Origin of the sequence: Thiomicrorhabdus indica, from assembly GCF_004293625.1 — a bacterium.
Classification (GTDB): Bacteria; Pseudomonadota; Gammaproteobacteria; order Thiomicrospirales; family Thiomicrospiraceae; genus Thiomicrorhabdus; species Thiomicrorhabdus indica.
In genome coordinates this window covers 540629-554963 of sequence record NZ_CP033040.1, presented here as the reverse complement: position 1 = coordinate 554963, position 14335 = coordinate 540629, and the positions used below count along the sequence as shown (strand labels likewise).

At 43.1% G+C, this 14335-nt stretch carries 6 protein-coding genes; 3 read left to right on the top strand and 3 right to left on the bottom strand.

From position 1 onward, the window contains the following. Nucleotides 1–7 precede the first annotated feature (7 nt). A complete protein-coding gene (locus tag D9T12_RS02215) occupies nucleotides 8–925 on the bottom strand; it encodes a DUF697 domain-containing protein (protein WP_130536646.1) in 918 nt (305 codons plus the stop codon). Between the two features lie 10 nt (nucleotides 926–935). Beyond that, entirely contained in the window at nucleotides 936–2324 is a 1389-nt protein-coding gene (locus tag D9T12_RS02210; RefSeq protein ID WP_130536645.1) for a YcjX family protein, read from the bottom strand. 478 nt (nucleotides 2325–2802) lie between these two features. On the opposite strand from D9T12_RS02210, the gene D9T12_RS02205 reads away from it, so the two are divergent. After that, nucleotides 2803–4593 carry a GGDEF domain-containing protein gene (locus tag D9T12_RS02205; RefSeq protein WP_130536644.1) on the top strand — a complete coding sequence of 597 codons (1791 nt, stop codon included), beginning with the start codon at nucleotides 2803–2805 and terminating at the stop codon, nucleotides 4591–4593. Nucleotides 4594–4638: 45 nt separating this feature from the next. Here the strand turns inward: D9T12_RS02205 and D9T12_RS02200 are convergent, their stop codons facing one another. Next, nucleotides 4639–6534 carry a putative bifunctional diguanylate cyclase/phosphodiesterase gene (locus tag D9T12_RS02200; protein WP_130536643.1) on the bottom strand — a complete coding sequence of 632 codons (1896 nt, stop codon included), beginning with the start codon at nucleotides 6532–6534 and terminating at the stop codon, nucleotides 4639–4641. A gap of 302 nt (nucleotides 6535–6836) precedes the next feature. On the opposite strand from D9T12_RS02200, the gene D9T12_RS02195 reads away from it, so the two are divergent. Together D9T12_RS02195 and D9T12_RS02190 are read left to right on the top strand one after the other, a co-directional pair. Then, nucleotides 6837–7742, top strand: coding sequence for a tetratricopeptide repeat protein (locus D9T12_RS02195; RefSeq protein ID WP_240693212.1), 906 nt, complete (start codon nucleotides 6837–6839; stop codon nucleotides 7740–7742). A 301-nt stretch (nucleotides 7743–8043) separates the two neighbouring features. Then, on the top strand, nucleotides 8044–14277 hold the full coding sequence (locus D9T12_RS02190) for a DUF4347 domain-containing protein (protein ID WP_130536642.1): 6234 nt from the start codon (nucleotides 8044–8046) through the stop codon (nucleotides 14275–14277). Nucleotides 14278–14335 lie beyond the last annotated feature (58 nt).

Here is a 14335-nt window from a genome sequence, read left to right as displayed (position 1 = left end):
ACAGAGATCATTCAACCTTAGTTGAAGAATTTGTTAATTCTTTTATGAGTGCCCGACCTAATCTCTGATTCAGGCTGGCCGCCGTAATTGCATCCGCAGAATTTGCAATGACCTTATCGCCAATGGTTCCACCCAACTGATTTGCAAGCTCATCAGTGACTAAATCAGTGAATGAACTCGCGGCAAGGTTTTCTAAAGCAACACGAAAAAGTTTCAGGTTCCCTATAAGGCTTGGACGAATACCATAAACATAAGCGATTTTTTTAAGCGTTCTCATGCTGATCCAAAGAATGCCGAAAGTCTGCAGTAAGGAATTCGGGCTGATAAATGCCACTGCACCTGCACCGATAGATTCCTGTTTGAGGACTTTTCTCGCTTTTTCCAACAATGGCTTTTGTACTTTCTCACCATAAATCTGTAAAACTTCATCATTTGTATGGTGAGGTTTAATCGTTTGAAAAAATGTTCGATGCAATGCATAAGCGGGTGTCATCGAAGCAAGGCTTCGGGCTCTAACATTAATCGCTTTCATGGTCGTCTCACGATCGCCTTTATCTTTTAATTCATCCAGCGATAAAGAAGATGACGAGATGCTTTTCAGTTGTTTAATGCCCAACCATTCCCGACCAATCAAGTAACTAAAAGCGAACATTGCAACTATCAGCAAAAACGATAAAAAACCGCCTAAAACAACATTTGTTTGAAAAAGATTTACTACCGTTAAGTAAGCCTCTACCATCGAAAAGCCAATCACTGCCATTAGCAGAATACCAACAACCCAAACCCATCTACTCAAACTCGATTCTATATTTTCAAGTTCACGGTGATTTTCCGTGTCTTCAGTCACTTCATAAGCTTGTATTTCAGGCTGTCTTTGAGAAAGCACTCGTTTTTTTACACGTTCTTGGTAGTCCGGCGCGTTCATTTTGCGCTCCTTAAGTTTTGATTAGATATTCTATTAAACGATCAATGCCTTGCGCATGGTACATTCGGTTCATAACATCCTTGGGAACTGCGGCAGGCATCACCGGATAAGTCTGATTCGGTTCAAGCTCTTTCAAAGAACATGGCAACGGTTCAAGTTCCCATTCTTGATAATCGTTATGAGTGTCCGTAAAGCGTAAACAATTTTCACACTCACCTGGATCTGTCACCTGAATGGCAGAGATCAGAAAGTGTTGGAAATCAACATCATGATCCTTTAGATGAGCGCGCACACCACTAGTAATTTCTTGCAGCAACTTTAAAAAATTGCCTTGTTGAGCGTGTGGTATCAAATCAGATTTTGTTGCCACAAAGGCCACTTTAGAGATTTGATCGCCAAACAAAATTTTGGGTTTGTACCATTTATTCGCACCATAAACGAAACTATTGGCAAGATTACTGATTGTTTCTTTGAGTTGATTCAAATGCGCTCGACTGTGACTCAAACCTTCATGCAAATCCAGCATAATGATCTGCTTATCCGCTTTTAAAAAGTAGTTTTCCTGCAACGGTTTTAGCCAGAGCTTTTTAAACAGCTCAAAATTCTCATTAAACAGTCGAGTCCACGGATGTTCAGGATCACTACTCACTGAACTGGGCAATGGAGCAAATCCATTCACTGTCCAATTAAAAGTCTGAGCCTCCATTAGCATAGAACCCGGTTGTAAGAGAGTGATGCCATTGTCTTTCGCAGTTTGTAAATAATGCCGAAAATTTTGAATGTACTCTTCAACTCTGGCACTTTCAGGTGACAAATCAAAATCAAACTGCTCAACAAATGCTTGCCAGCCTTGGGCATAGAATTTTTGTGGAGGATTGGACTGCTGCGACCAAGCAGAATCTGACCAATGCACAAATTCTTTGTGTAGCATCGGTAAATCCGTTAACCACTCCCCAGGATAATCATAAAAACGAAAAACGACCTTGTTTGTTTTATTAATCAATCGCTTCAATACTCGCGTTTGCCTGAGTGTTAACACCAACTCAAACCCGTAAACTTGATCCGTTGAAGCAGGCCATTGTTGATTTTGCAATTTTGCTAGACAATCATCGATCGGAAAGCTCTCTTCCCCAGAGATTGGACGTAATTCAAACGATTCAACCAAGTCTAACGGCAAGCTAGAAAGCAGAGGTAAATGGTCAGAGGTTCCATTAGCTGAATTAGCTCTCTGACCAAACAAAGTCATTAAGGTCGTAAAAAACATTGATTTACCGCTTCGGCTAAGCCCCGTAATAATGACATTATGAGTCTGTCGGCTCAACAAGCTCTCCAGAGAATCCACACCGGAGTTTGCAAAGTTTTCCAAGCCTTGAGATAAATTGTTCAATAAGTTTTTCACTTTCAACGTTTACTCTTCCCTTATTCTGACAAACGGTTACATTGACTGAAGTTCAAAACCGATATTATCATTTTGAGAGCTTTGCATGAGTTAGAGATAAAGCATAAATTGAGAAAAAACTGAGCTGAACTAGACGAAAATTGCAGGGAATAGCTGGCTATTCGCAAAATTTTTAACAACGTTCAGTACTGTTTTAGCCAATTTTGGTTATTTATCATCTCGTGGAAAGCTCTCTTTTTATTACACAATCTAAAGACAACTATACATTCGCCAAACCGCTCAACTTTTACCGGCCGGTAAACTTTCCATCCTCTACAAACTAAAACAACTTAAGCAATACTACTTAAGCACCCGTTTCAAACTCTTTTACCTAAAGAAGCTCTGTTTCAATCAGAGGTTCCTTAACAAAAATGTCATAAAACACACTCCTCAAGCCCTTACCATTTCGTCGTTTTCAACGCAATATAGGAATAGTGGTATGTTTTCGCAGGAGCTTTCAAACTCAAAAAAAGTCGAATTATTACAAACCTCTTCAGGTCAGGAGTTGTGTGCAATTTTTGCGACTGAAAACCTATCAACCCACTTCCAATCGATTGTTGAACTAAAAAGCCGCTCAACCTTTGCATTTGAGGCATTAACGCGAGGCCCTGAAAGCTCAAAACTCTACTCGCCATTAAACCTTTTTTATACCGCTGAAAAACATCAGTGCTTGCTGGAGATGGATGTTTTAGCACGTAAAACCGCCATTAAAAATTTTGCAAACACTCGTTCAATCCACAACAACTGTGCCAAATTATTCATCAATGTATCAGCACAATCCTTAATGAGTGCTGCACACCAATCAGGCCAAACGCTGAACTTTTTGACCGAAAATGACATGAATTTAAACCAGATTGTGATTGAAATCACCGAATCCCACCCAATTGACGATATTCAGCCATTTTTAAAAGCTATTAATCATTACCGTTCTCTCGGATTTCAAGTCGCATTGGACGATTTAGGCGCAGGCTATAACGGCTTAAAACTTTGGTCGGAACTCAAACCGGATTACGTCAAAATCGATAAACATTTTGTGCATAATGTAGATATTAATGCAGATAAATACCGTTTTTTAGAAACCATTAACACCTTAGCGAAAGGTTCTAATGCCAAAGTGATTGCAGAAGGCGTCGAAACCGAAAATGAACTCAAAGCACTCCAAAAAATTGGAATCGATTATGTCCAAGGTTTTTTGTTCAAACGCCCTTCCCCACTTCCCAGTTTAAAACTAGACTATGAATGGCCACAAACAACGGAAAATCGATTCTCACAAAATGAGTCAATTGGTTCCATTTCAAAGCCGCATCCAGTTCTGGATGTTAAAGCCCGAGTGAAAGATGCCTCGGAATTTTTTCTGAAAAATTCAAACGTGAATTTCTTACCTGTTTTAGACAATCAAATACCGGCCGGTATTGTTTGGCGAGATGAACTTCTAAGCTTACTGGCAAGTCAATATGGTCGAGATTTGCATTTGAAAAAGCCGGTTTCTCACTTTATGAATCGCCCTCCGAAAGTTTTTGATTTCAGTGAATCTCTAGTCAATGTGAGTCGTGAAATCACTTCACATGAAAGCAGTTTCAACTCTGCTTTCTTGATTACTCGACAAGGAAAATTTGTAGGTGTTGCCACACTGGTCCAATTGCTGGAAACCATTACCGACTTAAAAGTACAAAGTGCGAAATACGCCAACCCTCTTTCAGGACTGCCGGGCAATGTTCCTATTCAAACAACATTGCAAGACAATCTTGACCAACAGCTTCGTTTTAATGTGATTTATGTCGATGTCGATAACTTTAAACCTTACAACGACTTTTATAGCTTTGAACAAGGTGATCAGGTGATTACCACAATTGCCAGCGTTTTAAAGTCTGCAACATTAGGCAGTGACAGCTTTATCGGTCATATTGGAGGGGATGATTTTGTGATTCTGACTCCAGATGACTACCAACCGATTTGCGAGCGAATATTGGAAGAATTCTCGATTCTAATTGATGATTTTTATCACGAGGAAGATAAACTCAAAGGCGGTATTTCTGCGATTGGGCGCGATGGTGAACAAAAATTCTTTCCAATGATGAGCTTATCGCTGGGCGTGCTATGCGTGGAACCTGGGCTGTTTTCACACAGACAGAAGCTTTCGTCCTTGGCAACCAAGGCGAAAAAAGGAGCAAAGGCCATGGGCGGCAATCAGTTTTATGTCATTGATTCGGCGGATTTCAAAGAAGATTAAAATCCAACCAACGCTCTTTAGAACGACGACATCAACTTAACAAAACTAAGCAGCCTCTTGTAACTCCATAAGTTCCGTCAAGTTTTCTTTGCAGACCGGCCGGCTGAAAAGAAAGCCCTGACCAATATCGCAACCCAACTCCATCAATACAGATTTTTGCTCATCTGTTTCAATACCTTCCGCCACAACTTTCAAATTTAAATCTTTTGCTAAATTGATAATCGATTTAGCAATCGCCAACTTACGGGAATCTTCCAACATATCCATGACAAAAGTGCGATCGATTTTCAAAGTATCTAATGGATACATCGTTAGGTATTGCAGAGAGGCAAAACCGGTTCCAAAATCATCCAATGCAATTTTGAAACCTTGCGAACGAAGATATTCAATTTTATCAATACTACGATGAATGTTATCCATCAACACACTTTCAGTTAATTCAATTTGTACATGAGTTGGATCAATTCCCATTTGCTTAAACTGCGCAATCGCATTATCACAAAAGTTTTCATCGGAAAATTGACGTGCCGAAACATTGATGGAGTAACTTAATTTCAACCCTTGCGATTGCCACTTTAGAATTTGCTGGCCGGCTTGTTCAATCATGGTTTCACTCAACGCCCAAATTAACCCGGTTTCCTCAGAGATGGGAATAAACACCGCAGGCGATGGCGAAGGTTCTCCATTCATATCAATCCAGCGGGCTAAAACCTCAACGCCCATAATCTTGCCACTTTGCAAATCTATTAAAGGCTGATAATACGGTTGAATTTCTCCTCGCTGAATTGCTTTTCGAAGCTTAGCCTGAATCGTCACCATTTCAGTGGCATGCGTCGCCATTTCCGGGCTAAAAAACGCCATATTAAGCGACTGGCTTTTTGCTTGGAACATTGCAGCATCCGCATTTTTAATCAGAAGTTCTGGCGTTAAACCGTCATCTGGATACATGGACACACCACAACTCGCTCCAATATTGACACGGTAGCCGTGTACCTTAAATGGCTTTTCGAGTAATTGGTTAATTCGTTTAACACAGCTCTGAATCGATTCGGTGGTTGTTGACATTTGATTGACCAATACAAACTCATCCCCTCCAAAACGTGAAATTATTGCTTGCTCGCAGTCTAAGCAAGAATTGTTAAAACGCTTAGCAACCATCTGCAACAAGCGATCACCAATCGAATGCCCGTGAGCATCGTTCACATATTTAAAATTCACCAGATCAATAAAAATGACCGCAAATTTTTTGTCGGAGTCTTCCTGTTCAATTTTATGAATAAGTTTCTTAAGGTGTTGATTAAGATACCGTCTATTGGGCAAGTTAGTTAAAGGGTCATAAAAGCCCATTCGCTCCAATTTTGACATGGCCTGTTTCTGTTCAGTAATATCGACATTGACCGAACGCACAGCGACTAAATTTCCGTGTTTATCGTGCACCGGACCGCATAAATGCTCAATCCAACGAATCTCACCTTTTTTATCACGAATGCGGAACTCAACTCGCTCAGGTGCACTGTCTTCATTCATAAGATGAACATGGCATTGCCAAGCTTCCAGATCCTCTTCCACAATTAAACTGTCCATAAAATTCGGCTTATCATAAAAATACTGTTCGCTGTAGCCAGTGATATCTTCAGCGGCTGGCGAAACATATTGATATTCACCTTCCACCGAACGGATATAAGTAAACTCCAACGAGAAATCGGTCAGAGCTTTAAAGAGTTGGCTTTCAGATTTTTGCCACTCTAAAACTTTCAGCAATTGGCCGCCAACCACCACCATCAAAACAATCACCAAAGTTGGAATCGCCCAAAAGCTAATTTCGAGTTGTTTCTCAACAATGTACTGCTGCATCAGAGTCAAAGGCACAATCAACAACGCCATTATCACGCTCACTTTCAAGTACATACGCATTGAGTTGTTTGAAGTAATTTGTCGCACCCTTCTTCCTTTTTCCTATGGCTTACGTTTCACATTCGAATTCTATTTTTTTCAAAGTACATTTCGTTACATTGAAAATTGGATGCACTGATATTAAAAGCTTTTATCAATAAAACACAGAAGAGCTTTCTTATATTCTGATAAGCTAAATTTGTTCGCATGCCCTTGCCAACCACTTCAATACAAACCACTCAACAAAAACCATCCCTGTCAAAAGCCCACCCAATTTTGTTAGGATAGGATTCACTAAATTCACACACCCAATTCGAACGCAGTTTAAATACCCTGCTCAGGAAATTTCTATGTCCTTTTCAATTTTGAAAACTTTCGCCTTTCTTAGTCTTCTAATGCTTATCAGTCCGATGACTCACGCCGCTCAACTGCATGATAAAAGCACGCAAGATGTGAATACTCTTGAAGAACCTTTATACAATCCATTCATCGAGCGTTATGTGATTGACGAACTCAAACAACTTCGTACTGACATGAATGACCTACATGTGGAAGTGACCAAAGAGATCACCAACCGAGAATTGGCAGCGACAACACGCGCAGTAAGTTATGCAACCGACACCATCACCTATTTCTTTTATCTGATTGCAGGTGTCAGCTCGGTCTTAGTACTCGTCGGCTGGAACTCGATTCGAGACGTGAAAGACAAAGTTCACACACTTGCCAACTCGAAAATTGAAGAAGTGGTCAGCGAGTATGAAGAACGTCTTGAAAAATTAGAAGAGGAACTCCATCGCAAATCACGAGGGATTACCAGCGCACAAAAACGTCTTTCACAACATCAAGACATTTACAGCCTGTGGTTAAAAGCCGGACAAGAGCAAATATTGAGCAACAAAGTAGAAATTTACGACCAAATACTAGAACTAGATCCTGAAAACGCCGAAGCATTGACCTATAAAGCTGACGTGGTTTTGGATATGGACGAACCTTACTGGGCAATCTCTCTTTGCCAGCAAGCCTTACGAGTAGACAGTAATAATTCCCACGCACTTTACCAACTAGCTAGCGCTTATTCATTGCTAGGCGCAAATGATAAAGCCCTGCAGTTCTTGCAAGCCTCACTTCAAGATGCAGAAGGTGTTGCAGGCAGTATTCTTAGTGACCCACATTTTGATAATATCAAAGACGAACCGAAGTTCATTGCTTTGCTTAAAAAATACGACTCTAGTTTTGATGAGACAACCAAAGAATAGACAAAAGCCCTTCACAAACGCCCATTTCTCACCGGCCGGTATCGTTTCTCCATTCACTCGGCCACGAAAATAAAACTCGCGCTGTCTAGTTAAAAAAGAACTAGACAGCGCCCGCTCCACTCTAGAGCTGAATTCAAATGATTTCGGTATCTAATACGCATAATATTTTATTGTATTCAATTTACTTCTCTTATTTTTCACTGTAATCTCTACATAACCTTATGTTTTACCTGAAAATTCAAATAAAACAGAAATATACACATATACAAATAATAAAAATTTAATGCTTTAGAGGTTTTTTATGACTGCTCTCCAATCGCCACGGCAAATTGCTGTTATTGACCAAACCGTCCAAGACTATCAAACACTGGTTGAAGGTGCGAAAGCACAAGGCTTGGAAGTTATTTTAATTTCTGCTGAGGGCGATGGTTTTGAGCAACTGGCGGAAAAGCTGACCGGCCGGTCAGATATTGAAGCATTGCATATTCTTTCGCATGGCGCGGACGGTCAAGTCTTTTTAGGTGGTGAAGTCTTAAATTCCGACACGCTTGCAAACTACAGTGACGAGCTGGCAGTGATTCAGCAGAGTCTGACTGAAAATGGCGATATTTTGCTGTACGGCTGTAATGTCGCCGCCACTGAAACCGGCGTAGACTTTATTGGCAAACTGGCACAAGCCACTAGCGCGGATATTGCGGCCTCGGATGATTTGACAGGCGCTATTGATAAAGGGGGAGATTGGGTTTTAGAACAGTCTTCTGGCAACATAGAATCCACAAGTATAGCCAGCATAAGTTTTTCAAACGTTTTAGCATCACAATTTACTGAAGTTTCAGATCCATTGGTAGCGGCTGGTGCGCAAACTACCGCTAATGGTGATCGAAAAGTTATCGACATAGATTATGACTCGGATGGTGATAGAGACTTTATCGCTTATGATGGTTCCGCTTATAAGCTCTATGTTAATAATGGCAGTGGCGGTTTTACAGAGACAGTTCCAAACGTAACATTCAATCTGTCAAATGCGAGTGAATATCTTGTTGCTGATTTTGACAATGATGGTGATGAAGATGTCATGGCGGCTGATATTGGCGCTAACACTTCGACTTATTATCGAAATGATGGTGGCAGCTTTACCACTGTCGCTGACCCATTGGAAGCGGCTGGTGCGCAAACTGCCGCTAATGGTGATCGAAAAGTTATCGACATAGATTATGACTCGGATGGTGATAGAGACTTTATCGCTTATGATGGTTCCGCTTATAAGCTCTATGTTAATAATGGCAGTGGCGGTTTTACAGAGACAGTTCCAAACGTAACATTCAATCTGACAAATGCGAGAGAATATCTTGTTGCTGATTTTGACAATGACGGTGACGAAGATGTCATGGCGGCTGATATTGGCGCTAATACTTCGACTTATTATCGAAATGATGGTGGCAGCTTTACCACTGTCGCTGACCCATTGGAAGCGGCTGGTGCGCAAACTACCGCAGGTGGTGTTCGAGTAGTTATCGACATAGATTATGACTCGGATGGTGATAGAGACTTTATCGCTTATGATGGTTCCGCTTATAAGCTCTATGTTAATAATGGCAGTGGCGGTTTTACAGAGACAGTTCCAAACGTAACATTCAATCTGACAAATGCGAGGGAATATCTTGTTGCCGATTTTGACAATGACGGTGACGAAGATGTCATGGCGGCTGATATTGGCGCTAATACTTCGACTTATTATCGTCAAGATGGTACCGTTGGTGGAACTGACAATAAGCCTCCCGTTATTTCTTCCAGTACTCCCACAGACAACTCGACAGGTATTGACCCTACAGCAAACATTAGCCTAACGTTTGATGAAGTTATCTCTTCAACGGGCACCGGTACAATTAAGATTTATAAGGCTTCAGATAATTCTTTAGTTGAATCGATTCCAGGCAATGATGGTCGAGTTACAGGTTCTGGAACCACTACCATTTCAATCAACCCGACAACCGGTTTAACGGCAAGCACCGAATACTACATTCTGATTGAGAAGCAAGCCTTTTTCGATGCAGACGGCATGACCTTTATGGGAATTGATGATAAAACCGCTTTGAGTTTTACAACGGGATCATCCAATGCTACGCCAACGCTCGGCGGAGCACCAGTTGATACAACGGTCAATGAAGAGGTAACGACAGCGGTTGATTTATCTGCCTATAATATTGGCGATACAGATGGTGACACGGTCACTCTGACTCTAGCGGTTAGCTCTGGAACAGTGGCTTCGATAGATGGCAACGGCACTTTTAGCAATGTAACCATTGCCAATTCAGGCTCTGCTTCGATGACCTTACAAGGAACTCTTGGTGATCTGAATGCCTATCTGAATGATACTTCCAAGATCACCTATACCTCCGCAAGCACCAATGCGGATAGTAGTGCGACCTTAACCGTCACGCCAAATGACGGCACCGTTAACGGCACTGCGGATACAGTGACCCTTAACATTACCGATGTCACTTCTGCGACCTCAACTGGTGCTGGGTTTAATACCTCGAATGGAACGAATTTAACGCCCTATATCACGACAGATTCAAGTGACGAGACCATTATTATCAGCACTCAAGGTCATGAAGTTGGCTCCATTGCCGATGGGCAAGGTGGCACGGATACCCTAAGTGTGGTCACAGGCGTTAATCTTAGCAACATGACCACGCTACAGAACTTTGAAAATCTGACATTAGCCAATGATGCAACAGTGACCATTGCTGCGAGTCAGCTAGCGCAATTCACTGGAACAATCACTGCAGCCGGTACTGAGACGATGAATGTAAATGGTGATGGTGACTTTACCACGCTTGCTAATATTGAAAATTTTGTCGCAGGCGATGATTCAACCAATAGCCGAACCATTACGGTCGCACAATCGAATACCAATGTGACCGCAACAAGTTCGACGGATGCGGTGACGTTTGACATTGGCAACCTTAATTACTCCGGAACACTGAGTGGTGAAGGTACCTTCAATGACACCCTAAAAATGGGCGATGGTAGCTCAATTTCGGGTGCAACACTTGCAAATATTGAAAACTTAACGCTAGATACGGGTGCCAGTGTCACTATGACGGCTGCGCAACATAATGATTTTTCAGCAATCACTGCGGCAGGTAATGAGCAAATTACCATTAGTTCCTCCCTCACAACCATGACGGGAAAGGCTGCAATTGAAACCTATGTTTTAAACCAAGACACGACCTTCACTCTTGGTGCAGCTGGACAAAATGTTACCGGGAGCTCTGGTAGTGATACGGTGATTGTAGGCGCATTAACCGCAACAGGAACCTTAAATGGAGGTTCTGGAACCGATAGATTGTGGCTAAAAACAGGGGCAGATATTTCAGGTGCAACCGTATCGAACTTTGAAAATCTGACATTAGACAACGATGCAAACGTAGAACTCGCAGCGACACAACTAGCGCAATTTAGTAGCGTTTCGGCTGCAGGTAATGAATTGATTCACGTTTCAGGCGATGGCGATTTTACGACGCTTGCAAATATTGAATACTATCTGGTAGGTGATGATTCGACGAATAGTCGTACCATTACCGTGACAGAAGCGACTACCATAGTCAATGTGGGCAGTAATGGTGATTCCGATACAATTAATATTGGTGCGTTAAATTTCACCGGCACTTTAATGGGTAATAATGGTGATGATACCTTACAAATGGGCGACGGTAGCTCCATTGCCTCAGCAATGTTAACAGGAATCACCAACCTCACTCTCGACTCCGGTGCCAGCGTCACCATGACCGAAGCGCAAAACAATTCCGTTAACGGCACCATTACAGCAACCGGCACCAATCAGATTACTATTAGTAATTCTACCGGCGGGGTCAATGCGCACAGTGATGTGGAAAATTATGTCTTAAACGCGGCCAATACCATTACGCTCAGCGACAGTGGGCATTCTGTCACGGGTAGCACCGGCGATGACACAATGGTCGTTGGATCAAGTGCAGATACCTTAACCGGTGGCGATGGCGCCGATACGTTTAAAGGTTCTGTAAGTAGTTTAAATGGCGATACCATTTCCGACTTAGAGATAGGCGATAAGCTTCTCATTACCGGTATTACTGGACTCACAACCACCAATGTCCGCTTTAATGGAACCAGTGTCTTAGAAATTGATACCGACGCCGACGCCACGACATTTGCAACCCCTGAAATGTCAATGGCTTTAACCAATGGTGCTGGCGCTAACCTAGCCTATACGGTTGAAGACAGCGGTCCGGATACCCTGATTACTTTCCAATCACCCAACGATGCACCAGTGTTTGCGGATTTAAATGGCGGCGCCACCTTTATTGAAGATGGTTCAGCCGTGGTGATTGACAGCGACGTAACCGTTTCCGATACCGAGCAGGATGCACTGAATGGTGGGAATGGTAACTTTGATGGCGCATCGATTACGATTGCACGTAATGGCGGTGCCAACGCAGAAGATGTATTCAGTCATAATGGACAGCTTGGCACTTTAACCCAAGGACAAGACTTTACTTACAACAGTGTCACCGTCGGAACCGTGACAACGAATGCTTCAGGAACATTAGTCTTAACGTTTAACAGCAGTGCAACCAGTGCCATTGTGAACAGTGTTTTGCAAAACATTGCCTACTCAAATACCTCTGATACACCGCCTGCAACCGTCACTCTGGACTATACCTTCAATGATGGCACCAGTGATTCCACTGGAACAAATCAAGCAACGGTCACGATTACCCCCACCAATGATGCGCCTACGGTGAATCTGAATGGCGTGACCGATGTGACCGTTACAGAAGACACTGCTTCGAATGTTGATTTATCCTCTGTCGAGTTTGCCGATCCAGAGAGTAATAACATCACTGTGACCTTAACCGCATCGGCCGGTAGCTTCGCAACTCCGGCGGATGGCGCAGCTACTGGCTCAGGCGTAACAGAGACGTTGGTCAATGCTCAAACCATTACCCTTGAAGGAACGGCTGCGGATATTAACACCTACTTAGACACCGCGAGCAATATTCAATATACCGGTGATTTAGATGTGTCGGGTGATGACTCAGCAACTCTCACCATAAGTGCTGTCGATGCAATCGGTGCTGCGCTTTCGCCGAATCCGACCGTCAATATTGATATTACGGCCGTCAACGATGCGCCGACCATTGCCACCAACAGTGGTCCAAATGTGCAAACGAATAACACGGTCACCATTAATAATACACACCTAAACGAAGGTGACCCAGACGATGATGGTGCCGAGCTCACCTACACATTGGATACACTCCCAACCAGTGGAACCTTACTGCTTAATAATGTCGCTTTAACACAGGGGCAAACCTTTACCCAAGCCGACATTGATAATGATTTATTAACCTTTGAAGCGGCAGGAACAACGGGGGCAGTCACCTTTGACATCACACTTGCCGATGGCGGAGAGGATGGTGCAGGAACAGCCAGTGATACCGTGACAATCAATGTCACGTCACCACCACCGCCTCCAACACCAGAACCAACGGAGCCTCCGACCGAAGCACCTACTGAGGCTCCCACAGAGGCCCCAACAAATATAATTGATGGGGTGACGGTCGAGCAAGACGAAGTCACCGAAAACGGTCAGACTGTGAATAAAATCATTATTAACCCTATACCGGCCGGCCGACAGAACACCGACGAGAGTAGTGATCTGGCCGACATCCCATTACACTTTGATGCCGATAACAATCCAGTCACCACCCTAAGGCTTCCAGAAGGAATTGGTGTGACGGCACGCAGTAATGAGACCGCGGTTGATCAAACCAGCTTCCGAGATGCATTGTATTTACTGAGAGATTCAGCGCCCGAATCTGATTGGTTTTCAATGATTAATGGACTCGACCAATGGTTGAATGGTAAGGGTGCCGGCTGGTTGAATCAAGTGACGTTTAGTTCATCAAGCGATGAAGCGCCATCACAACCGATTCAAGTCAGTGGTGTCGAAGGGAATGACAAAACCGAAGTCATGGTGATTGATGCGAGTCAACTACCGGCTGGCACAGTGCTTGATCTCGATAATATTGAATTTGCCATTATTGTCGGAGATGTCCAAGTTCGTGGAGGAGAAGGCAGTAACATCGTCTTTGCCGGCGGCAGTGGTCAGAATATTGTCCTAGGTGCCGAAGACGATGAGCTACATGCGGGTGATGGGAATGATACTGTTGGCAGTCGCGGAGGTGATGACCAGCTCTATGGCGATGCAGGTGACGATATACTCTTCGGCGGTACCGGAAACGACCTCATTGACGGCGGTGTCGGAACGGACATTGCCGTGTTCGCCTATGACTATGCCGAATACAGCATTACACAACTGGAAAATACCGAAGACGGCACGCCCCAATGGCAAGTCAGTCATGCGACAGAAGGCACCGACACGCTGGTGAATATTGAATATCTGGAATTCGCGGATGTGACCATTACCTTAACAGGCGAAAGTCAGATCAATGATTTTGCCACCTCTGGTCTGTTGTTCTTCTAACATCCAGCAACACATAACAAACACCGGCCGGTAGAAACCTTACCGGCCGGTCAACTTT